Origin of the sequence: Corynebacterium sp. CCUG 70398 (genome assembly GCF_024454055.1) — a bacterium.
GTDB classification, from domain to species: Bacteria; Actinomycetota; Actinomycetes; order Mycobacteriales; family Mycobacteriaceae; genus Corynebacterium; species Corynebacterium genitalium.
Window position 1 is genome coordinate 14,576 of sequence record NZ_JAGPYZ010000013.1, and the last position, 21,911, is coordinate 36,486.

Sequence of the window (21,911 nt, forward strand, 5' to 3'; positions counted from 1 at the left end):
CCATGACCACCTATTCAGATGATCTCGCGCTCGCACTCGAGCTCGCGGAGCTTGCCGACGGCATCACCCTCGACCGATTCGAGTCCGCCGACCTCAAAGTCGACTCGAAGCCGGACATGACCCCGGTCTCCGACGCGGACATCGCCGTGGAGGCTGCACTGCGCGCCAAGCTGGAATCTGCCCGCCCATCCGACGCGGTCCTCGGCGAGGAGTTCGGCGGCGACGTGCAGTTCGAAGGCCGCCAGTGGGTCATTGACCCCATTGATGGCACCAAGAACTTCGTGCGCGGTGTGCCCGTGTGGGCCACCCTCATCGCGCTGCTTGACGGCGGCAAGCCCGTCGTCGGCGTAATCAGTGCTCCAGGCCTTGCCCGCCGCTGGTACGCCAGCCAGGGCTCCGGCGCGTGGCGCACGTTTTCCGACGGCAGCGTGAAGCGGCTCGGGGTGTCGGGCGTTGCGGAGTTGGAGGATGCGTCGATAAGCATCTCGTCCTTGAGTGGCTGGCGCGACCGCGGCTTGCGCGACCAACTGATCTCCCTGACTGACGATGTGTGGCGGCTGCGCGGCTACGGCGACTTCTTCTCTTACTGCCTGGTGGCAGAAGGTGCGGTGGACATCGCTGCGGAGCCCGAAGTGTCGCTGTGGGATCTCGCAGCACTGTCTGTTCTGGTCACCGAGGCTGGCGGGAGGTTCACCTCACGCGCCGGCGAGGATGGCCCGCACGGCGGTGACGCGGTGGCCACCAACAACTTGCTGCATGATGCTGTTCTAAGGAGACTGTCATGACCGCACCTGCTCCCACCCAGAAACCCCCTCGCCTCGTTGTCCCCGATCTCGCTCGCGGGCTGGCTCTTTGGGGGATCGCCATGGCGAATCTGACCACCTTCTGGATTATGAACTCCCCTGAGGGTGCCATTGGTAAGAGCCTCGGCTGGGTAGACCCAGACAGTGCTTCAGACCGTTTCGCTGCCCTGTTCTCGGGCATGCTCGTCCACACTCGAGGCCTGCCAATGTTCGCTACCCTGCTCGGTTTCGGCATCGGGCTACTCACTTCGAGCTTGCACCGGAAGAACTACCCAGTGGGCAAAGCCACACGCATGCTGGTTAAACGCTACGGCATCCTCGCCGTCTTCGGCTTACTGCACATGTACCTGCTGTTCAACGGCGACATCATGTTCACCTATGGCTTGGCGGGAATGCTCATCGCCACGATGATCAAGCTCAGTTCGAAGACACTGCGCATCTTTGCTGCGGTGTCCTTCTGCATCGCCCTGCTCCTGTCGACGATGTCGGTGATTACCGCCCTCGCCGGTGTGGACGTCGTGCCAGAGTTCACCCCAACTGAGCAAATCACCACAGCCGGCACCTACTTCATCACGACTATCCAACAAGCACCATTTTTCATGGTGAACTCGACGTTCGCCGTTCTCGCGGTCCTATGCGTCATGCTCATCGGATTCATCTGGGCGCGCGAGGGCGTGCTCGCTAACGTCGACGCGAACCGGAAGACACTCACCTTCTGGGCCGGTCTTGCCGTGGTGATCAGCCTTGTTGTGGGCATCCCGTGGGGCCTGACGGCGATCGGCGTCATTAACGACCAACTGGATCAGGTTTTCATGGCCCTCAACATGGGCGTGGGCACGTTCACCGGCCCCGGCATCTTGGCGCTGGTCGCACTGGCCACGAACGGGATTCAGAAGCGCATGTACGACGATGCCGCAGCCGGGCATCCAGTCGCTGCCCCGAAGATTTTGTACCCCTTCGTCGCGCTGGGCAAGCGCTCAATGTCCGGTTACATCGCACAGTCCTTCCTGTTCATCATCCTGGTCATGCCCTTTGGCTTCGGTCTCGGCGTGGACAGCACCATCTCGGAGAAGCTCCTCATCGCCACCGGTGTCTGGTTGATCACCCTGGTGCTTGCAGTCATCCTCGAAGCCACAAACACCCCCGGCCCGTTCGAGTGGGTCCACCGCCGTCTCGCCTACGGGCGCACGGGGAAGCTTGAGCCCTACGCAGGCGCCTACAATGGCCCTCATGACGCAGGACAAGCACCCGGAGAACACGCCCGGCGGCCCGTCGGTGAAGGACGGGGAGCTCTACCAACGCCTCCGCCAGGAGGGCAATTCGAAGTCGAAGGCGGCGGCCATCGCTAACGCTGCAGCGAATTCTTCGCGCTCCGATGTCGGTGCGAAGGGCGGCGAGTCTGGCTCCTACGATGACTGGACGCGCGAGGAGCTCTACTCCCGCGCGCAGGAGCTGGACATCCCCGGCCGCTCCGACATGAACAAGGACGAGCTCATCGAGGCGCTGCGCAATGACTGAGCTTGATCTTCGCTGCTACTTCATCACCGGCCAGGGGCCTGACATCGTCGGCACTGCGCGCGCAGCCGCCGCTGGTGGCGCCGGTATGATCCAAGTGCGCAGCAAACCCATCAGCGCGCGCTCGCTGTTCGAGCTCGGCCAGGCCGTCGCGGAGGCTGTCTACGAGGTCAACCCCGCCACGCACGTGCTCATCGACGATCGCGTCGACGTCGCCCTCGCCCTCCGCCAGTCCCGCGTTCCTAACCTGGCCGGCGTGCACATCGGCCAGGACGACCTCGATCCGCGTATAGCGCGCGAGCTGCTTGGACCTGACGCGATCATCGGCCTGACCACGGGGACGTTGGAGCTCGTCCAGGATGCCAACCAGTACGCCGACGTCATCGACTACATCGGTGCCGGCCCGTTCCGCGCGACTCCGACGAAGGACTCCGGCCGCGAACCGCTGGGGCTAGACGGCTACCCTCCTCTCGCCGCCGCTTCCGACCTGCCTATCGTCGCCATCGGCGATGTCACCGTCGACGATGCCGCTGACCTCGCCGCAGCCGGCGTTGACGGCGTAGCTATTGTCCGGGGCATCATGAACGCCGAGGATCCGCAGGCGTACGTTGAGCGCGTGATCGCCGCCTTCGACAGCGGCGCATAAGCCAGCTAGAACAAGCTGTACAGTGAGTACCCGCCGAGCACCACGGTGACCAGGAAGATGAAGCCGCCGAGAATGTTGGAGGCGACGCCGTTGGCGTTGTCTCCCAGCAGCTTCTTGTTGTTCATGGTGTAGAGCAGGAAGAACGCCACCACTGGCAGCAGGATGCCGTTGGCTGCTTGCGCCAGGACAATCACTTGGATCGGGTTGACACCGGTCACCGCGATCACCAGGCCGATGAGCACCACGGCCAGGTAGATCGCGCGGAATTTGATGTCCTTGAGGTCGGAAGACCAGCCGAGCACACCCGAGATGGCGTACGCCGCGCCGAGCGGGCCGGCGATCGCCGATGTCAGCCCGGCGGCGAACAGACCGATCGCCAACGCCCACGGCGCGAAGTCGCCGAGCACCGGGCGCAGTGGCTCCGCCAGGTCAGCAGCGGATTCGGCTTCGACACCCTGCACGAAGAGTGTGGCGGCCGCCGTCGCCAGGATCGCCAGGGTGATCAGGCCACCGACGGAGATGGACACGATGTTGTCCACACGAGCTTTCTTCAGCCCCAGCTCCCCTGGCTCATCGCCCCACTTTTCCTGGACCAGGTTGGAGTGGAGGAAGACGTTGTAGGGCACCACTGTCGTACCGATCAGCGCGATCGCCGTGAGCACCGAGCCGTCTGGAAGGCCCGGCACGAAAATTCCCTTGAGCATTGCGCCGAGATCCGGCTTCACTGCCACTGCGGTGATGAGGAAGATCAGCGCCAGAATGATCACGAGCGCAGTCATGAATTTCTCGATGACCTTGTAGCTGCCGGTCAGCAGAAGGACAACGATCACAGCGACGATGATGCAGGACAGGACAGGGATGCTCAGGCCGGTGACGTCGGAAAGCGCGAGGGCTGTACCCGTGGTGTCACCGCCAGCGTATGCGGCGCCGCCGATGCCGATCGCCGTGACAATGAGCGCGATCATCAGCAGCTTCGCCACTGGTGACTCGAACGTCTCGCGCATTGCTTCGCCCGTGCTCAACCCACCCATGAGTCCCAGGCGCGCAGACATTTCTTGCAGGATGATCGTGGCCACGATCGAGAACACGATCGCCCATGTCAGCGCGAAACCGTAGCTCGCACCCGTGGCCGTCGCCGTGGTGACTGTGCCCGGGCCAATGAACGAGGCACTAATGAGCAGGCCCGGACCGAGCCAGCCTGACCGTCGTTTAGCCGTAACCTCAGAGTCGTCGCGATCGTTTACTGCAGTGGACATCGCTGTTCCCTTCTGCGGTTGGTGACATGTTCCGAACTACTTTATCCGGCGAAACTGTCGGCCCACAGGGGTTCATCGAAATCAGCAATCTCGTAACCGTCATTCCGAACGGGCAGGGAATGGTTGTAAGAGACGTATTTGGAACCGTCGCGGAACTCGAAGACGATCTCATCGCCATGGCGCGTGATGGTCGTGTATCCCTCTGTGACCAGAGAGTGGCATCCGGAACATAAGGGCAACAGATTATCCAGGTCGGTCATGCCGCCTTCAGCCCAGTCGCGGATGTGGTGCATTTCAATGAAGCGTCGATGCGTACAGCCCGGAGTCGCGCACTGCCCGCCCCACATAGCCATGAGCGCGTTGACTTGCCCGTCCGTTGCTAGGCGGGTTGACCGACCGGTGTTCAGGATCAGGCCCTGATTACTCACCGTATCCAGCCTGACTAAGGCGTTGGATACGAGATGCTCCAGCGTCTCGGTCGTCGCTCCTGCATTGTTGGGCAAGTAGGCTCGCCCGTCCACGGTCATCATGACGTTCACGTGCGCGCCAGGCGCTCGGAGTGTGCTGATGGGTTTTGTACGGGCCATGTTCACGATTCCCATGAGGGAGAAGACCAGGGCGCGCGGCGTCGGCAAACCGAAGCCTGACACCTCCCGCTTTGCCTGTCGAACCTCCTCATCCTTCTCTTTTTCATGGATGAGCTCATCTACCTTCTCATTGTCGACCACCCCATCCCCACCCAGTAGCTTCTCTAGCTCCCCATCCTCGGCAGCGAACGCGAGATGCCCAATTTTGAGCGCAGCCTTGAAAGCTTCACCATCTGCGGCGTTGAGCCTCCCCCACAACTTCAAGTCACCGTCTGTTTCCTGCTTCAGCCGCAGGTAATACTCCTTGCCCTCCTCCTTCGACTCCTTATGTTTGGGCTTTCCAGCGAGAGCGCTTTCCAGACCGTGGTAGTTGAGCTCCATGCCCATCTTCACCAGCTCGAACTCATTGTCAGCGGTCAGGTACTTGAGCAGTAGACGCACCGCGGAGTAGCTCAGGTTACCGTCGAGGAACATCTCCGTCAGGTATGGGAAATCGTTCAGTTGCCGTGCAACACTCACGTACTCATGCGCCGTCGACTCCGATACCCCGAGTCGCCTGATTAGCCAGGCCGCCGTACTCGTCGCTCCGCACTCATTCGCTAACCCCATGTGATCGAAATCGCCAATCAGAATCAGCAGCCGCGCTTTCGAACGCACAACCGTAACGTACGTAGCCACGATTTCCTCAGCCAACCACTCCAGATCCAGCTCTTCATCCAGTATGTTCATACTGACCACCACCCTTGTCAATGCCCCACGTTGTCGATTACCCCAACTCTACACAACAACCCGAACAACTGTCGCTCACATATTCGAACCAGTTGCAAAGCACGACTCCGCATTGCGGAGTCCCTGGGGTTTTAGAGCGGAGGCAAGCGCGGTGGAGCTAGTCCTCCATTTCCGCGAAGGCTTCCTCGACAGAATCGTGCTCCTCGCGCGCTTCTTCCCACACTTCCTTGGCGGCGGAGAGGTTCACCGCGGCGATGATCGCGCCGACCACGATGTCGAACCACGCTGTCGGCCATACGAAGGTGAGTAGACCGGCGAGAATGATGAGGATGTTGGCAAGGGCGTCGTTACGCGCCGCGAGCCACGCACCTGTCGCGAGTGACGAGCCCTGCTCCCGCAACTGCAGCAAGATCACTGCGCAAATGACGTTGACCACCAGCGCACCGAATGCCACCGCAGTCAGCCCTTCCGCAGATGGCGGTTCCGGGTTGAGAATCTTAGTCACAACCATCACGATCGCTGCGATCGCAGGAATCAGGATGAGCGCCGCGAGCACGCTTCCTGCTTTTCGACGGCGCGACGCCGGCCACGCCACGGCAAAGAAGACCAGCAGGTTGATCGCCGTGTCCTCGAGGAAGTCGGCCGAGTCGGCGAACAACGAGGCTGAGCCAATCACTACAGCTGCGGCGAACTCGACGAAGAAGTAGAGCAGGTTCAGCAGCGCCACGATGAGAACGGCGCGGCGGATTCGGTCAGTGTTCATACTGCCCATGGTGCTCGCAGCAGGCCTTTCACACAAAAAGAGACTCCGCATTGCGGAGTCCCTGGGGTTTTACCGTGTTTAGTAGGAGCTGAAGCCGTCCTCAGTCAGCTCGTGCTTCTCGTCGCCGGTGATGGCCGGGTTGAACACGGAGACGAGGATCAGATCCTCGTCCTTGCCGCCGCGGAGGTAGTGGGCATCGTGCTCATCAAGCACATAAACCGTGCCCGGAGTGATGGGGTACACGTTGCCCTCGGTGTCCTCGACCTCGCCGGAACCGCCGATGCAGTAGCAAGCCTCGAGGTGGTTACGGTACTGCAGCTTGGACTCAGTGCCAGCACGGACAACAGTGTGGGCGATGGCGAAGCCCATGTTGTCCTTGGCGGTGACGACACGCTCAGAGGTGCCGCCGCCCCACTCGACCTTTTCCACTTCGTCGCGGGAACGGGTGAACATAGCTAGTGCTCCTTATCGATCGGTTCGCAATCTCGACCCCAGGCTAACACCCATGACAACTGTCACGCCGAGATCGTGACAGCAGGGCTACGCTCGCCTTCCCGGCGCGCAGTGGAATGTGAAGCATGATCGAAACACAGAACGTGAGCAAGCATTTCGGATCGGTGAAAGCCGTTGAAGATGTCAGCCTGAGCATTGGCCGCGGTGAAATCGTCGGCCTGCTTGGGCGCAACGGAGCAGGCAAGACCACCCTGGTGGACCTCATTCTCGGATTGACCAAGCCGACGAGCGGCACAGTACGCGTGGCCGATATGACCCCGGCGCAGGCGATCCGGGACGCACGCATTGGTGCGGTGATGCAGACCGGCGGTCTCCTCGACACTGTCACCGTCAAAGACACCCTGGCCATGATCAACTCCACACACCGCGATTCCATCGGCGTGGAGGCCGCGATCGAGCAGGCGAATCTCACCAAGATTCAGAACCGCCGGGTGGGCAAATGCTCTGGCGGCGAGCAACAGCGCATTCGTTTCGCGATTGCGTTGCTGGGCAAGCCGGACATTCTCATCCTCGATGAACCAACCACCGGGATGGACGCCACCAGCCGCCACGAGTTCTGGGACACGATGCGCGCCCAGGCCCACTCTGGACGCACCATCATCTTCTCCACGCACTACCTCGAGGAAGCTGAAAACCTCGCGGAGCGCATCATCGTGCTCGATCGCGGCGAGCTCATCGCGGACGGCCCGACAGACAGTCTCACCGCCGGCGCAGACAAGAAACGGGTCACAGCGCAGTCATCGCAGGGGCTTATCGACGTCACCACCCAGGACTCCGACTCCTACGCCCGGAAACTACTTACCGAGACCGATGCTCACGACCTGACCGTCACTAGAACATCCCTAGAGGACTCCTTCATCGCACTCACCTCAGATGACCCAGAAAGCGAGGAGCAACCATGACCACCCTGAAGTTCGCGCTGCACAACCTCAAACGCCTCAAATCCGATGCCTCTTCGCTGTTCTTCAACATCGTTCTTCCGGTGATTCTCTACCTCATTTTCGGTGCTGCCCAGCAGTATTCAGACGATGAACTGGGCAACGGCAACGTCGCCGCCTTCGTCATGCTCGGCATGGCCCTCTACGCGGGAATTTCGGGAGCTGTTTCCCAATCGTCCCTGGTGGTCGTGGAGCACAACAGCGGATGGGGGCGGCAGCTAGCGCTGACTCCCCTGACGAACATGCAGATTGCGGTCGCGAGATTGCTCGTCATCATCGTCAACGTCGTGCTGCCCGTAGCTGCGGTGTTCCTCACCGGCGCATTGGTCGACGCCAAGATGGACGCCAGCGCATGGTTCTGGAGTTTCCTCATCACCGTCGGCGTGTCCTTGCCTTTCGGCTTCTACGGTTTGGTCTGGGCGCAATCGCTGAAGTCCCTCACGGCAGTCTCGATTGCTGCCACCTCAGTCACTCTGTTGGCCTTCGCTGGAAACACCCTGTTCCCGCTGGCGAGCAACTTGATCGACTTCTCCCGGTTCACCCCGATGTACGGCGCCACCATGCTGTCGCGGTGGCCTGTGGCCGAAGGGCTCCAGCTGATCCAGGACGAACCCTTCCAAGTCACCGACCCCCTGTGGCAACCCGTGCTCAGTATCATTGCCTGGACAGTCATTTTCGCTGTGATCAGTCTGGCCTTGGATAGCCGCGAGAAAGGGCGTGCGTGACCCAGAAAACGAACGGTGGCCACTACCACCTCGTTGAGGCCGGCATCTGGCTGATCCTCTTGGTCAGCCCGCTCGCCGGCTTGTTCACCATGGAGCTCCCCACCTGGCAGTACGTAGCCGGTGCCGGATTGATCGTGGTCTTCGGCGCGGTGTACCTGTGCGCGCACACGATCCGCGTGCACAGTAAGGACACTGTCAACGCGGCGTTGTGGGTGATCGCCCTCCTGATCCCCATGATCGGGGTGACCGCCATCATGGGGGTGTGGGGGGCCACAATGCTCCCCTACATCACGGCCGTGACCGGATCACTCATGCCAGTGCGCATGCACACGATCGTGGATCTCGCCATCATTTCGGTGTTCGGTGTCTTCGTATTCCTCACGGGAAACCTGACAACCTGGATATTCTTCGGCGCGTCCGTGCTCATCGCGGTGACGGTAGGAACGCAGGTCAGCGCGACCAGGCTTAGCGACGAGCGCGTCCACCTCGCCGCTGAGCTCGAGCTGGCGCGACAACGCGAGTCGATTTACCGGGACGTGCACGATCTATTGGGTCATTCGCTGACCGTGATCAATGTGAAGACGTCGCTGGCGCGCAGGCTGGTGGACGTCGACAAGCAAGAAGCGGCGAAGGAGTTGGATGAGATCGTGGAGCTGTCCCGCCAGTCGCTCGAGGATGTCCGGCGGGCTGTGCGAGCGACCCACACGCCGTCGCTAACTGCGGAGGTGGAAGCCGCGCGTTCAGCGCTGGCGGCAGCCGGGATTGAGGTGCGGATTGATTCAGACGGCGCCACCGACTCCCCATTATTCGGATGGGTGCTGCGGGAGGCGGTGACCAACGTGATCCGGCACTCCCAGGCCACAGAATGCGAGATCGAGGTCTCCCCGCACACGCTCGTGGTGGCTGACAACGGTGTCGGCCTGCCCCCGGGCACGCGTCTGGTGAGCATCGCAGACAGGGTCAGTGCCGCCGGCGGCACTCTCGTGGTTCCACCCACCGATTCCGGAACGCGGCTGGAGGTGACAGCATGATCCGGGTGCTCATCGCCGACGATCAAGGGCTTCTGGTGGGGGCGCTGTCAGCCCTGCTCAACCTCGAGAAGGATATTGAGGTCGTAGCCACCTGCCGTTCGGGTGAGGGCGTTGTCGAGGCAGTGCGGGAACACAACGTGGATGTGGCGTTGCTCGACATTGAAATGCCCGGCCGGACCGGGTTGGAACTCGCCGCTGACTTGGCAGGGTCGCCGTGCAAGGTAGTCATTGTCACCACGTTCGGCCGGCCCGGATACCTGCGCACAGCCCTGGAGGCTGGGGCCGCGGGGTTCATCGTCAAGGACACTCCCCCGGATCAGCTCGCCGACGCAGTACGGCGCGCTCACGCTGGCATGCGGGTGGTCGACCCGCAGGTTGCGGAAGAATCCCTGTTCACCCCACCGTCGCCACTGACTGCCCGGGAGGTCGAGGTGGCCCGCGAAGCCCTCACCGGCGCGGAGAGCAAGCAGATCGCAGCACGGCTGAACCTCTCAACTGGGACGGTGCGCAACCACATCTCGGCCATCATGACCAAGACCGGCGCGCCCAACCGCTACGCTGCCGCACGCACCTGCAACGACAATGGCTGGCTCTGAAGTCCTGAGAAAGGCGTAGGCTGGATGGCAATATGGCAGGGAATATTGCAGTCGTTGGGGCAGGCATCATTGGCCTGTCCACCGCTCTGACGCTAGCGGACCGCGGCCACAGCGTCACTGTCTATGACCCTGATCCGGTCAGCGGCGCGACGTGGCACGCGGGCGGCATGCTCGCCCCCGCCGCAGAGGTCGTGTACAAGCAGGACCCGCTCTTTCCGCTCATGATTGCGGCTGGACAGTGGTACCCCGAGCTCATCAATCTCACCGCGAAGCACACAGATAAGCCCACCGGTTACCGGACCGACGGGACAATCATCGTGGCCAAGGATCGCGCGGACAAGACGCACCTTGAGGAGCTGCAGGAATACCAGGAACTGCACGGCATGACTACCGAGCGCGTGACCACCCGCGAGGCCCGCACGCTCGAGCCCGCGCTCCATCCCGCTATTGCCGGCGCCGTGCACATCCCCGGTGACCACCAGGTCCGCCCGCGGCTGTTCGCAGAGGCGCTTATCGACGCCTGCCGCAACGCAAACGTCACCTTCATCCACGAAGCGATCCATGACGTCGATGAACTCGATGCGGACCAGATTGTGTTGGCCAACGGCCTCGGCGCCCGAGAGACCACCGGCTGGTTCGAGGGCGAGAACCCGCTCAAGTTGCGCCCCGTGTACGGCGACATGGTGGAGCTGCGCGTGCCGGAGCACCAGCGCCCGTTGGCGGACCGGGTGATCCGCGGCTTCGTCGAGGACCGGCCCATCTATGTCATTCCGCGCGACGGCGACGGGCTGACCCTCGGTGCGACCACCCGGGAAGACAACCGCCCCGACCCGCAGGCCGGCAGCGTGTTCCAACTGCTGCGTGACGGGATTGAGATCCTGCCCGCCATCGAAGACTGCGACATCGTGGAAACCCATGCCGGTGCACGGCCGGGCTCCCCCGACGACCTGCCATACCTCGGCAGAGTCAGTGACCGAGTGGTCGTGTCCACAGGGTATTTCCGGCACGGTATCTTGCTCGCGGCAGTGGGGGCTCGGTGCGGGGCTGAGCTCGTCGAAAAGCAGGAGCCGTCCGTAGACTTGAAAGCCTGCGATCCAATGCGTCACAGGAGGCAAGAATGAATCTGATCGTGAACGATGAAAACGTCACCACCGACACCACCGACGTTCAGAAGTTGCTGGAAGAGCGCCTGGGCGAGGTGCCCAAGGGCACCGCTGTCGCCATCAACGGCGATGTTGTGCCGCAGTCGGAGTGGGCCACCCGCGTGCTTGAGGACGGCGCCCACGTGGACATCCTCACCGCTGTCCAAGGAGGCTAGGCGTGCTCGAGATCGCCGGCAAGCAGTTCGACTCGCACCTGATCATGGGCACTGGCGGGGCGACCTCGCAGGACATGCTCGAGCGTGCGCTTGTCGCATCGGGCACAGAGCTGACGACAGTCGCGATGCGCCGCTTTGCTGCCCAGAAGAACGACGGCGAGCAGGGTGAAAGCGTCTTCGACCTGCTCGAGCGTCTTGGCATCGCTCCCCTGCCCAACACTGCTGGGTGCCGCACCGCCCGCGACGCGGTCATCACCGCGAAGCTCGCGCGTGAGGCGCTGGGTACCGACTGGGTGAAGCTCGAGGTCATTGCGGACGACCGCACGCTACTGCCCGACGTCGTGGAGACCGTCGACGCGTGCGAGATGCTCATCGATGAAGGCTTCACCGTCCTCGCTTACAGCTCTGATGACCCGGTGGCCGCGAAGAAGCTCGAGGACATCGGTGCGGCGGCCGTGATGCCGCTGGGTTCGCCCATTGGCACGGGCTTGGGCATTCTCAACCCGCACAACATCGAGCTCATTTGCTCGCGGGCCGAGGTTCCCGTGCTTGTCGACGCTGGAGTTGGCACCGCCTCGGACGCCGCCCTGGCCATGGAACTCGGCTGCTCGGGCGTGCTGCTCGCCAGCGCCATCAACCGGTGCCAAGACCCCGAAGCGATGGCGCGGGCGATGCGTCTTGCAGTCGAGGCCGGTTCGGCTGCGCGCGGGGCGGGGCGGATTCCGAAACGGGAGCACGCGGTGGCGTCGTCAAGCTTTGAAGGGCTAGCAAGCTGGGCAGACCAGGTGCTGTAGATCCCATGGACGAGCAGAAACTGCTGGAACGGTTCATGTGGCTGTCCATTGCCGCATCGGTCTTAGTCATCGGCCTGAAACTCGTCGCGGCCTGGGTGACCGGGTCGGTCGGTTTCTTATCGGACGCGATCGAATCGACCATCAATCTCGTCGCCGCGAGCGTCGGATTGTGGGCAATCAAGCTGGCCGCGAAGCCGGCAGACGACAACCACAACTTCGGCCACGCCCGCGCCGAATACTTCGCCGCGCAGGTGGAAGGCTTCCTCATCCTGGTGGCGTCGGTGGTGATCATCATCACCGCAGTGGGGCGCATCATCAACCCGCAGCCGCTGGAACAGCTCGGCATCGGCTTGGTGTTCTCCATCGTGGCCACCGCCATCAACGCCGGTGTGGGCATTGTGCTCATCCGCGCCGGCAAGAAGTACCGCTCCACCACCCTCGACGCGGACGGGCGTCACCTGATCACCGACGTGTGGACCACCGTCGGCGTCATCGTGGGCATGGCATTGGTGTGGCTGACAGGTTGGGAGATCCTCGACCCGATCGTCGCGCTGCTGGTAGGTGCGAACATCCTGTTCACCGGTTACTCCCTGCTGCGCGGGGCCATCCTGGGTCTGCTGGCGGAGACGCTGCCGGAGGATGAGGTCGCCACTGTGAAGTCCTTCCTCGCTGACTACTCCGCTGCTCACGGCGTCGAGTTCACCTCCGTGCGCACGACAGCCGCAGGCCGTCAGCGCTTCGTTGACCTGGTGATGCAGGTGCCGGGTCAGTGGACCGTGGATAAGTCCCACGACCACGCTGACGCTGTCGAAGAAGGCATTGCCGCAGCCCTGGGCGGGGCCGAAACGATCATTCACGTTGAGCCGTTGGGCCACCCGACCACCGTCGGGCCGATGACGCCCCAAATCCCCCCGGTGAGCGCTGACTAGCGCTCGCCCTCGACCTTCGTGGCCCCTGCTGGCTCGACGGTGTCGATCTCCACTGGGGTGCCCTCGGGGACTTCGACCTCGACGACCTCTTCATCGCCGTCTTCGGTCTCGGCCTCGCCTTCGATGACGAGGGTCTCGGTGAGACGCCACGTCTCGTTGTCGTAGTCGTATTCGAGCTCAGGGCGGTCGATCTCATTGCCCTCTTCGTCATAGCCCGGCGCGGGCTTCGCTTCAGCTTCCTCGTACTTCTCCGGGGTGTCCGTCTTCTCCCACTGGCGGGAGCGGAACTTACGGTCCGCAGCAGCGTCATCATCCATCGCCTTGACCAGGGCGAACATCATGATGAAGTACACGAAGAAGAACGGCAGGGCGATGATGATCACCACTTCCTGCAGCGCCTGGATACCGGAATCGTTAATGAACAGCAGCGCGGCCGTGACCACGCCGACAGAGATCGCCCACGCAACGCGGTAGTACCACGGCGTCGCTTCCTCTTCGCCAGTGGCGAATGTGTCCATCACCAGGGCGGCGGAGTCGATCGAGGTGACAAAGTAGAACACGATGACCGCCAGCGCGATCGTTCCGGTGATCATGTACAGCGGATACTGCGCCAACAAAGTGAACAGCGCCTGCGGAGTATCGCCGTCCTCGACGACGGGGCCGGTAAGGACTCCCGGGTCGTTGCGCTCCACTTCGATGGCGGTGCGGCCGAAGGCGGCGAACCAGACAATGTCGAAAATGGTCGGCGCAAGGATGGTACCGGCGATGTACTGGCGCACGGTGCGGCCGCGGGAAATGCGGGCGAAGAACATGCCCACGAACGGCGACCAACAAATCGTCCACGCCCAGTAGAACGCGGTCCAGGTGGCGTGCCAGCCGGGGTTCTCGTTGTTGGCATCGACCCAGAACATCAGTTCCGGCAGAGAGGACGCGTAGATGCCAAAGGACTCGGTCAGGTGCTGGACAATCTTCAGCGTCGGCCCGGCCAGCAGCAGGAAGATCAGCAGAATCACGGAGCCGACGATGTTGAGGTTGGACAGAATCTTCACGCCCTTGTCCAGACCCGTCGCCACAGAAATCGATGCGGCCACTCGTAAACGCGCTTGCCCAGAAGCGGCGAGAAAATCGACGAGTAGCGGGCGGGCATCTTGCGCTTGTACACGAAGTAGCCCATGGCCAGCCCCGGCAGGGTGAAGATCACCCACATGTGGATGCCGAAGTGGTAGTAGGTGAACTCGAATGCCTGGCGCACAGCGGAATCGCTCATGGACTCCATTCCGCCGCGTGGCGGGTTGAATGCGTGGTGCAGCGGTTCTGCGGCACCCCAGAACATCAGGGTCGCGCCCATGCCGGCTGCGAAGAGCATGGAGAACCAGACGGGCAGCGAGTACTCTGGCTCGTCGTCGTCATCACCGAGACGGAAATTTCCGTAGCGGGAGACGAAAATGACGATGAGGAACAGGAACACCGCAGAGACTCCACCGATGTAGAGCCACGAGAAGTGGTCCATCATCCAAGCGGAGACGTGGGAGTAGAGTTCTCTAGCAGAGTCGCCGAATCCAATCGTGGCGGCGACGAAGACTGTGATGAATCCGGCCGCGGAGAAGAAGATCAGCGGGTCCGAGCGAAATTTGGACATGGTGTTTAAGTTTAGGTTATGAGCGATCTACACGAGAATGAGCTTCGCCGTACTGCCCGGCAGATGAACCTGCCCGGCTTCGGGCCCGATCAGCAAGAAGCGCTTCAGCGCGCCCATGTGTTCGTCATCGGCGCAGGTGGCTTGGGGTGCCCGATCATGCAGACGCTTGCGGCGACAGGCGTCGGGCATATTTCGCTTATCGACGATGACGTGGTCGACCTAACCAACATCCACCGCCAGATCCTCTTCGGGGCCTCCGATGTTGGCCGGAAGAAGATCGAGGTGGCTGCGGAGCGCCTTCAGGAACTGCAACCAGGCATCCGCGTTGACACGATCGAGGGCCGGATGGATGCGTCGAACGCGACGGATCTCCTCGACGGGGTCGATGTGCTGATCGACGGCTCCGACACCTTCTCCACCAAGTTCCTCGCCGCCGACGCCGCCGAGATCACCGGCACTCCCCTGGTGTGGGGCTCGGTGCTGCGTTACCGCGGCGATGTGGCGTTGTGGTGGACCGGCCCCGGTGCACCTGAGACCGGAGCTGGCATGCGTGACCTCTACCCCGAACAACCAGACGCGGATTCCGTGCCGGATTGCGCGACGGCGGGTGTGCTCGGTGTGACTACGTCGGTGGTCGGCGGACTCATGTCCACTGAGGTGGTGAAGTTCCTCACCGGCGTCGGCGACTCCACACCCGGCAAGCTGCACATTTATGACGCTCTGACCGCGTCCATCCGCCAGTTCACTGTCACCCGGGATCCAGGCCGACCGCTGGTCACCAAGGTAGCTCCAGACTATGGCGAGGTGTGCACGGTGCCGGAGGGGGCGGGTCCACTCGTCGATAAGCTTGAGCGCGGTGAGGCGATCGCGCTCGATGTGCGCGAACCGCACGAGAAAGCCATTAAAGACCTGCCGGTGCCCGGGCACTTGTTGCCCACGTCCGACATCGAACTACACCCGAACATGGCCGCAGAGCTTATCGACGATCTCCCGGAGCACTCCGAAGTCGTTGTCTACTGCGCGTCCGGCGTGCGGTCCCAATGGTTCGTGGACACGTTCCAGCCACTGGCAGACCAGCGCGACATCCGGCTAGTCAACCTGCCGGGCGGTGTGAACGCGCTCTAGCGCATCTTGCTGCGGTGGTACAGAGTGCCCGCAAGCGAGGAAACGCAGGCGGAGCCGATCAGGACGAGGATGGTGTAAAGGATGCCGCTGACGCCCAGCATCGACAGGATCCACCCCGTCAGCAAGGCACCAATGACAGCTCCGGCAATAGCGACGACCCAGTTCATAATTGATTCTCCTTAATTATTAATGGGCCCCATGGTAGGGCATTGCTGGTGCTAGCGTTGTGGGCATGACTGATTCCGCGTGCAACCAGCTCCCCCGCCACGACGTCGACCCCGGCGGTCTTCTCGAATACTCGGCCGTGTTCAGCGACCGGTCTCTCAACCACATGTCCGCCCGCTTCATCGGCGTCATGCAAGAGCTGCAGGAGATTCTGCGCTCCACCTACAGCGCCTCCAGCATGGCTGTGATCCCCGGCGGCGGCACCTTCGCTATGGAGTCCGTTGCCCGCCAGTTCGTGCGCGGGAAGAAGGCACTGGTCATCCGGACCGGCCAGTTCTCCTACCGCTGGTCCCAGATCTTCGAGATGGGTTCGCTCGCCGACGAGATAATCGTGCTGGGCGCCGAGCCGACCACCGAGGAGGCACGCCCGTCCTACGCCCCGCCGGCAATTGAGAATGCCGTCGCCCGCATTCGTGAGGAGCGCCCATCCTTCGTCATCGCCGCGCACGTGGAAACCGCAGCCGGTCTTGAACTGCCGGACGACTACATCACCGAGCTGGCCCGCGCCGCCCACGACGCCGGCGGCCTGATGATTCTTGACTGCGTCGCCTCCGGCGCGAAATGGATCGACATGGCAGCAACTGGAGTGGACATCTTGCTCACCGCCCCGCAGAAGGGCTGGTCTGGCTCCCCGGCCACCGGTTACGTCATGTTCTCTGAAGCTGCCCGAGCCGAGCTGGACAACACCACCTCCGACTCCTTCGCCATGGACCTGGCCAAGTGGACCGCCATTTCTGAGGGGTACGTGGGCGGTTCCGCTGCCTACCACGCGACGATGCCGACGGACACCATCGAGCACAACCTGGAGGTAATGAAGGAAGCGCAAGAGACCGGCCTGGAGCAGCTCACCGAGCGCCAGGTCGAGCTGGGCAGCCGCATCCGTGGCGTGCTGGCAGACGCTGGCTTCCGCTCCGTCGCCGCCGAAGGTTTTGAGGCTTCCTCCATCGTGGTCATGCACGCTACGGCCCCCGAGCAGCAGAACGGCTCCGCCTTCAAGCAGGCCGGTCTGCAGATCGCCGCTGGCGTCCCGCTCCAGATTGGTGAAGCTGAAGACTTCTCCACCTTCCGCATTGGCCTGTTCGGCCTGGATAAGTGGGGCGATGTCGACCGCGCTGTCGAGCGCTTCGAGGACGCACTCAAGCAGGTGCTGTCCTAGCCGAGCGCAGGCAAAACGTGCTCGATGAGCTCGTCGATCTGCTCCTCTGCCGGCCGCGTGGAAGTGCGGAAGTTCACCGACACATGGTGAATGCCCATGCTGCGCTGTGATTTCAGCAGCTGGACGAGCACATTGCGCCCGAGCCGGTAGCCGAAAGTCCCGCCGCTAGCTGGCTCATCCGGATCGGTGGAGAGGTCGAGCCACAGCGACTCGGCGAACGGCTTGAACGCTGCCGGCCCCGTGGCGCCCTCGCGCGCGGCCCACTCGGCGACTGCGGCATTCCAGTTCGCCACGTTCACCCGCTGCACGTCGAGGCCCTTGTGGTACATGAACCAGCCGTGGGTGTGCTCTGCACGCCACTGCAGCGTCTGCTGGCATGAGCCGGTGGCCAGCAACGGCACCTCACACGCAGACGGCTTGGGCACCACATCCGCTCCGCCCATCTTGAAGCCCTGCCCGGCAACTTCCCAGCGGAGGGGTTTGTGGGAGGTGGTGGTGGCGCGTCGATAAGCGTGCACATGCTCGCGGAAAACCTCCGCGCGTATGCCTTTATCCATGCCGAACGCTGGGAACTCTTCGGGCCTGTCCCCCGTGGCCACGCCCATGAGGAAACGCCCGCCGGACAGCCGGTCAATCGTGGCCGCGCGCTTGGCCAGCAAAAGCGGATGCTGGAAGGGCACCACAATCGCCGCCGTACCCAGCGCGATGCTAGACGTGTGCGCAGCAAGGTAGCTCAGATACATCCACGGGTCATAGACCTGGCCGACGTCACCGAAGGTCTCCACGCGCAGCGGGATGTCGCGCACCCACACGGCTGCGATCCCACCGTCCTGCGCTTTCTGCACAAGACGCAGCTGGTTATCCAGGCTGTCGGTGGGGTTGGCCTCCGCGTTCTCTTCGATCGGCAGCGATAGGCCCACTGTGAGCTCACCGGGACGGAAGGTCCGCTGGAAACCGGGAAGCTCCCAGTAGGGAGTGTCAGACAGGTCAAGGAGCGATTGTTGGTGGGCCATGGGCCCAGCGTAGCGGTGGAGGGTTAAAGCACAACTGCACCGACAAGGGCGGCCCCGATGACTACTGCCCACGGCGGTACCTTCCACGACGTCAGAGCGGCGAAGCAGACGACGGCGACGGACATCGTCACCACGCCCGTGATGCCCGCGGTGAACACCGGTGTGTACAGGGCCGCGCCCAGGATGCCGACCACTGCTGCGTTCGCTCCGGCGAGCGCACTGCCTGCTCGTGGCATCTGGCGGATGCGTTCCCAGAACGGCATCGCGCCGAGCACCAGCAGCGCGGCGGGTAGGAAGATCGCGACCGTGGCAATGGCCGCGCCCACAAGCCAGTGCATGCCGTCCGCGCTGGCCCCGAGGAACGATGCGAACGTGAACAGCGGACCAGGCATTGCCTGCGCTGCGCCGTAGCCGGCGAGGAACGTGTCATGGCTGACCATGTCAGGCACCGTCACCGATTCCAGCAGCGGCAGCACCACGTGTCCGCCTCCGAAGACGAGCGCGCCGGCGCGGTAGAAGGATTCGAAGATCCCCATGCCGGTTCCGCCGACAGCGCGTGCGATCGCCGGCAGAGCGAGCAACAGCACCACGAAGAGCACGAGGCAGACAATGCCGACTGTGCCCGAGCCGCTCCCTTCGCTTGCCGACGGCTCCTCCTCACGGCCCTCCCCCTTCAGAAAAGCCAGACCCGCAACGATGCCCACCGCAATCGCGAGCACCTGCACCAGCGGATGCGGAACGAGCAGCACGACGACGAGCGCCGCCACCGCGATGGCCGCACGGATCTTGTCGGTGATTAAGTTCTGCGCCATGCCGTGGACCGCCTGGGCGACGACGGCCACAGCAGCTGCCTTCAAACCGATGAGCCAACCGGCGTCGCTGATGTCGCCGAGGTATGCCACCCCGGCAGCGAACGCCACCATGAGCACGACCGACGGCATAGTGAATGCGAACCACGCCGCGAACATCCCCATATATCCGGCGCGCTGCAGACCAATGGCCATGCCGACCTGGCTAGATGCCGGACCGGGAAGGAACTGGCACAGCGCTACGAGGTCCGCGTACTGCTTATCGCTGAACCACTTCCGGCGCTCGACGAATTCGTCGCGGAAGAAGCCCAAATGCGCCGTCGGGCCGCCGAACGAAGTACAGCCAAGGCGCAGGAAGATCCTGAACACGTCAAAGGCCGAACCTCGGCTAATGTTTGCTGCTCCAGTTTTGCCGGTCGAGGTTGTCACGATGCCCTTTCTTACCAGAGCCGCTTTGAGCTGGCCCGATAAGTTCACCCACAGTTTCTCTTTTGGCTAGTCGCCCGGGCGGGGCGTTTCGTTGACTCCGCATTGCGGAGTCCCTGCGGTTTTGCTGTCGCCCGGGACCTGGGCCGCGGCTCGCACAGCGACGGCCCACCCATCCAGCTAGGCTGGCCTGACCGACAAGCTGGAGGGGTAAACGGATGAGCGAACCGAACGACGATCACCTAGGAGAAATTGTCCCTTGCAGATTCACCGAAGCTGATTTCGAAACGGGCCTGGCATGCATGCCGGGGTGGGTTCCCGCTGAATACCGGAATTTCCTCGAACAGCACGGAGTTGTCCACATCGCCGGTGTGGACTGGCTTTCACCGGCCTCCGCACCAAATAGCCCTTTCAGCGTTGAATCTGGCTATGAGCAACTGACCCACTCAGCGGAGCTGTTCGGAGAAGACTCGGATAGATGGTTCCCGGTTGCAATCTTTGACCTCGATGAATTCGCGTTGTACCACCTCAAGGACGACGGCTCCACGGAATTTGGCCACTTCCACTTCGAGGACCTGGAATATGTCGAAGGTCCATTCCCGACAATGACAGACTGGATGCGCACCTACACGGAGGAAATCTGATGGCCGATCCCGCAAACGCACTGCCCGACAAGGTCATGGGGCCTGTCGACAACATGCTTTTCGACGAGCACGTGTTTGAGTCCGTGACGTTCCATGGTGCCCTGTTCCGCAATTGCACATTCAATGCCGTGGCTTTCCACAATTGCACGTTTAGAACCGTGCGGTTTGAGAACTGCCGCCTTCAGCAACCACGATTCGAAGACACAACGGTTGAACACATCGCCTTGATTGATACCGCAGTCATCTCCCCCGTTCACCCGCTGAAAGGTGATTGGTTCGACCGGATCAGTGGAAGCACGCTGACCGATGTCGTCCTGCGCAAGGGTAAATTCCTCTACGACATCGTCGAGCACACCACGATCAGCGGACACCTCGAAGACGTCAACTTCATGGAACATCACACCAAGACGCAGCTGGACGAGGTCGACCTGTCCCAGTGCACCCTGACGAACGTCAGCTTCACCGGCGTGCCCATGCAACGCGTAAAACTGTCCGAGCATGACCAGAGCTTCGTCGACGAGAACTGGATCCAGACCGCTGAGGAACTCCGCCAGCTAGCATTCTCCTACTTCGACGACGAGAACTCGCGCAAACGTAAAGCGGCAGAGCAGCTGTTCAACATCATCGAAGCGGACGCATCCAACTTCCGCTCGAAGTACGACCTTCGTCGTCCCGACCTGGAAAGCCTCGGTTACGACGAACGACGCGGAGCACGCTACATTGATGAACTGTCTGGCACGACGAAACCAGAATGGATCCGCGAACCGATCGCCGAACTCTACGCAGAGGTCGGCTGGACACCGCCGAGCCCCACACGATAAGGAGATCGGCTCATGTCCGCTACGTTCAATCAGATGTTCGGCGAGGCAGGATCATCGAGCATTGAGTTTGAAGGGAAAACCCTTCACGGACGCCTGAGAATCAATCCTCAGAAGGAGCACCAAACTCTCATCGAGTGGTACTTTGACTCGCCCCACCCTCCGGAAGAGGTCGCCATCCGGGTCAAAGCGTTTCGCTGCAGCTTCCGGTTCCCCGGCATGGACGCATCCGAAGAGGTGCTCGGGGTGCACGGGGAGGCGAACCGGGGGTGGGTGATCGTCGATAAGCTTGGCGACGATCCCCTTGTGACCGTCACGAACGCCTGGATGGACCGCACTTTCGGTGGGCAGTTCATCCAAGACCTCGGCAACCACGCCATGCTTATCGACGAAATCGAGCCAGGCACCTTCCGCATCCGTGCAAACAACGCCAGCCCGGAAGACCGCATGGCCTTTAGCGACTTCACTGGGACCGTGAAAGTGACAACCCTGGATGAGCCCGCTGACTACGAGGCGGGATACGGCGTCATCCACCCCGACTACCCCATTGAGCACTACCGCTACATCGACACCGGCGGTGAAGCTCTCACCCCCGAGGCCTACGCCGAAATGGCTTTCGTAGTTGACGACACGGCAGAGCCCACGAAAGCCATCGACATAGTTGGCTATCGGTGGTGCGATGTCGTCGACATCATCGGGCATGGCGAGAACTTCATCGATATGCGCCTCGACCTCGAAGAAGAATCCATGAGCGAGTTCGGCATCCGCGACGAAGCCAAGTTGTGGGGCTTGGCTGCTGTGCGTCTGAGCGATGGCACCATCCTCGAGGGTTAAACGACAAAAGGGGATGCGGACGGAATCTTGGAGGATTCCATCATGAACCGCTCATACACCAAGGAGCAGCGACGCAGAG

General features: G+C 62.3%; 24 protein-coding genes and 1 pseudogene. 17 read left to right on the plus strand and 8 right to left on the minus strand.

Annotated features, from left to right (window positions below; translation table 11 throughout):
- Positions 1-2: 2 nt before the first annotated feature.
- The 4 genes from hisN to KBX07_RS10820 are packed head-to-tail and all read left to right on the plus strand — an operon-like array spanning position 3 to position 2,964.
- Entirely contained in the window at positions 3-785 is a 783-nt protein-coding gene (gene hisN / locus KBX07_RS10805; protein ID WP_256004678.1) for a histidinol-phosphatase, read from the plus strand.
- The gene (locus tag KBX07_RS10810) at positions 782-2,152 is read left to right on the plus strand and encodes a DUF418 domain-containing protein (protein WP_256024104.1); all 1,371 of its coding nucleotides are present in this window, start codon (positions 782-784) and stop codon (positions 2,150-2,152) included. Before hisN ends, KBX07_RS10810 begins: the two co-directional genes overlap by 4 nt.
- Positions 2,034-2,321: a Rho termination factor N-terminal domain-containing protein gene (locus KBX07_RS10815; protein ID WP_256024105.1), complete on the plus strand. Its 288-nt coding sequence runs from the start codon at positions 2,034-2,036 to the stop codon at positions 2,319-2,321. Before KBX07_RS10810 ends, KBX07_RS10815 begins: the two co-directional genes overlap by 119 nt.
- Positions 2,314-2,964 (plus strand): thiamine phosphate synthase, encoded by a 651-nt coding sequence (locus KBX07_RS10820; RefSeq protein WP_256024106.1) that lies wholly within the window; start codon positions 2,314-2,316, stop codon positions 2,962-2,964. Before KBX07_RS10815 ends, KBX07_RS10820 begins: the two co-directional genes overlap by 8 nt.
- A gap of 5 nt (positions 2,965-2,969) precedes the next feature.
- Here the strand turns inward: KBX07_RS10820 and KBX07_RS10825 are convergent, their stop codons facing one another.
- The 4 genes from KBX07_RS10825 to KBX07_RS10840 all read right to left on the minus strand — a co-directional run bounded on the left by KBX07_RS10825 (position 2,970) and on the right by KBX07_RS10840 (position 6,752).
- Positions 2,970-4,220 (minus strand): Nramp family divalent metal transporter, encoded by a 1,251-nt coding sequence (locus KBX07_RS10825; RefSeq protein ID WP_256024107.1) that lies wholly within the window; start codon positions 4,218-4,220, stop codon positions 2,970-2,972.
- A gap of 41 nt (positions 4,221-4,261) precedes the next feature.
- Positions 4,262-5,536 carry an HNH endonuclease signature motif containing protein gene (locus tag KBX07_RS10830; RefSeq protein WP_256024108.1) on the minus strand — a complete coding sequence of 425 codons (1,275 nt, stop codon included), beginning with the start codon at positions 5,534-5,536 and terminating at the stop codon, positions 4,262-4,264.
- Between the two features lie 157 nt (positions 5,537-5,693).
- A complete protein-coding gene (locus KBX07_RS10835) occupies positions 5,694-6,299 on the minus strand; it encodes a cation transporter (protein WP_255997968.1) in 606 nt (201 codons plus the stop codon).
- A gap of 78 nt (positions 6,300-6,377) precedes the next feature.
- Positions 6,378-6,752, minus strand: coding sequence for an ectoine synthase (locus tag KBX07_RS10840; protein WP_255997969.1), 375 nt, complete (start codon positions 6,750-6,752; stop codon positions 6,378-6,380).
- Positions 6,753-6,877: 125 nt separating this feature from the next.
- Between KBX07_RS10840 and KBX07_RS10845 the strand changes: the two genes are divergently transcribed.
- From KBX07_RS10845 to KBX07_RS10880, 8 genes are read left to right on the plus strand one after another with little or no spacing between them, the layout of a single operon-like run.
- Positions 6,878-7,714, plus strand: coding sequence for an ABC transporter ATP-binding protein (locus KBX07_RS10845; protein ID WP_256024109.1), 837 nt, complete (start codon positions 6,878-6,880; stop codon positions 7,712-7,714).
- On the plus strand, positions 7,711-8,475 hold the full coding sequence (locus KBX07_RS10850; protein ID WP_256024110.1) for an ABC transporter permease: 765 nt from the start codon (positions 7,711-7,713) through the stop codon (positions 8,473-8,475). Before KBX07_RS10845 ends, KBX07_RS10850 begins: the two co-directional genes overlap by 4 nt.
- Positions 8,472-9,506 (plus strand): histidine kinase, encoded by a 1,035-nt coding sequence (locus KBX07_RS10855; RefSeq protein WP_256024111.1) that lies wholly within the window; start codon positions 8,472-8,474, stop codon positions 9,504-9,506. Before KBX07_RS10850 ends, KBX07_RS10855 begins: the two co-directional genes overlap by 4 nt.
- The gene (locus KBX07_RS10860; protein WP_256024112.1) at positions 9,503-10,102 is read left to right on the plus strand and encodes a response regulator transcription factor; all 600 of its coding nucleotides are present in this window, start codon (positions 9,503-9,505) and stop codon (positions 10,100-10,102) included. The genes KBX07_RS10855 and KBX07_RS10860 overlap by 4 nt, the downstream gene beginning before the upstream one ends.
- A 32-nt stretch (positions 10,103-10,134) precedes the next feature.
- Entirely contained in the window at positions 10,135-11,223 is a 1,089-nt protein-coding gene (gene thiO, locus KBX07_RS10865) for a glycine oxidase ThiO (RefSeq protein ID WP_256024113.1), read from the plus strand.
- Positions 11,220-11,420, plus strand: coding sequence for a sulfur carrier protein ThiS (thiS, locus tag KBX07_RS10870; RefSeq protein WP_005291550.1), 201 nt, complete (start codon positions 11,220-11,222; stop codon positions 11,418-11,420). The genes thiO and thiS overlap by 4 nt, the downstream gene beginning before the upstream one ends.
- Positions 11,421-11,422: 2 nt before the next feature.
- Positions 11,423-12,214, plus strand: coding sequence for a thiazole synthase (locus KBX07_RS10875; RefSeq protein ID WP_005291553.1), 792 nt, complete (start codon positions 11,423-11,425; stop codon positions 12,212-12,214).
- 5 nt (positions 12,215-12,219) lie between these two features.
- Entirely contained in the window at positions 12,220-13,143 is a 924-nt protein-coding gene (locus tag KBX07_RS10880; protein ID WP_005291555.1) for a cation diffusion facilitator family transporter, read from the plus strand.
- Here KBX07_RS10880 and KBX07_RS10885 read toward each other — a convergent pair.
- Positions 13,140-14,782, minus strand: a pseudogene (locus KBX07_RS10885) (BCCT family transporter). The gene KBX07_RS10880 and the pseudogene KBX07_RS10885 overlap by 4 nt on opposite strands.
- Before the next feature lie 18 nt (positions 14,783-14,800).
- Here KBX07_RS10885 and KBX07_RS10890 point away from each other — a divergent pair.
- Positions 14,801-15,907, plus strand: a complete 1,107-nt coding sequence (locus KBX07_RS10890) for a ThiF family adenylyltransferase (protein WP_256024114.1) — start codon at positions 14,801-14,803, stop codon at positions 15,905-15,907.
- Here KBX07_RS10890 and KBX07_RS10895 read toward each other — a convergent pair.
- Positions 15,904-16,074 carry a hypothetical protein gene (locus KBX07_RS10895; RefSeq protein WP_005291562.1) on the minus strand — a complete coding sequence of 57 codons (171 nt, stop codon included), beginning with the start codon at positions 16,072-16,074 and terminating at the stop codon, positions 15,904-15,906. The two genes, KBX07_RS10890 and KBX07_RS10895, sit on opposite strands and share 4 nt — an antisense overlap.
- Positions 16,075-16,139: 65 nt before the next feature.
- Here KBX07_RS10895 and KBX07_RS10900 point away from each other — a divergent pair, with 65 nt between their 5' ends.
- Positions 16,140-17,288 (plus strand): aminotransferase class V-fold PLP-dependent enzyme, encoded by a 1,149-nt coding sequence (locus tag KBX07_RS10900; protein ID WP_256024116.1) that lies wholly within the window; start codon positions 16,140-16,142, stop codon positions 17,286-17,288.
- Here the strand turns inward: KBX07_RS10900 and KBX07_RS10905 are convergent.
- On the minus strand, positions 17,285-18,301 hold the full coding sequence (locus tag KBX07_RS10905) for an LLM class oxidoreductase (RefSeq protein ID WP_256024117.1): 1,017 nt from the start codon (positions 18,299-18,301) through the stop codon (positions 17,285-17,287). The genes KBX07_RS10900 and KBX07_RS10905 overlap by 4 nt on opposite strands.
- A 23-nt stretch (positions 18,302-18,324) precedes the next feature.
- Positions 18,325-19,539 carry a chromate efflux transporter gene (gene chrA / locus KBX07_RS10910; RefSeq protein WP_370687248.1) on the minus strand — a complete coding sequence of 405 codons (1,215 nt, stop codon included), beginning with the start codon at positions 19,537-19,539 and terminating at the stop codon, positions 18,325-18,327.
- Positions 19,540-19,754: 215 nt separating this feature from the next.
- On the opposite strand from chrA, the gene KBX07_RS10915 reads away from it, so the two are divergent.
- Genes KBX07_RS10915 through KBX07_RS10925 form a run of 3 tightly spaced genes read left to right on the plus strand, consistent with a single transcriptional unit; the run spans position 19,755 to position 21,832 of the window.
- Positions 19,755-20,180 carry a hypothetical protein gene (locus KBX07_RS10915; RefSeq protein WP_256024119.1) on the plus strand — a complete coding sequence of 142 codons (426 nt, stop codon included), beginning with the start codon at positions 19,755-19,757 and terminating at the stop codon, positions 20,178-20,180.
- Positions 20,180-21,001 (plus strand): pentapeptide repeat-containing protein, encoded by an 822-nt coding sequence (locus KBX07_RS10920; protein ID WP_256024120.1) that lies wholly within the window; start codon positions 20,180-20,182, stop codon positions 20,999-21,001. Before KBX07_RS10915 ends, KBX07_RS10920 begins: the two co-directional genes overlap by 1 nt.
- A gap of 12 nt (positions 21,002-21,013) precedes the next feature.
- Positions 21,014-21,832, plus strand: a complete 819-nt coding sequence (locus KBX07_RS10925) for a hypothetical protein (protein WP_256024121.1) — start codon at positions 21,014-21,016, stop codon at positions 21,830-21,832.
- Positions 21,833-21,911: the final 79 nt, after the last annotated feature.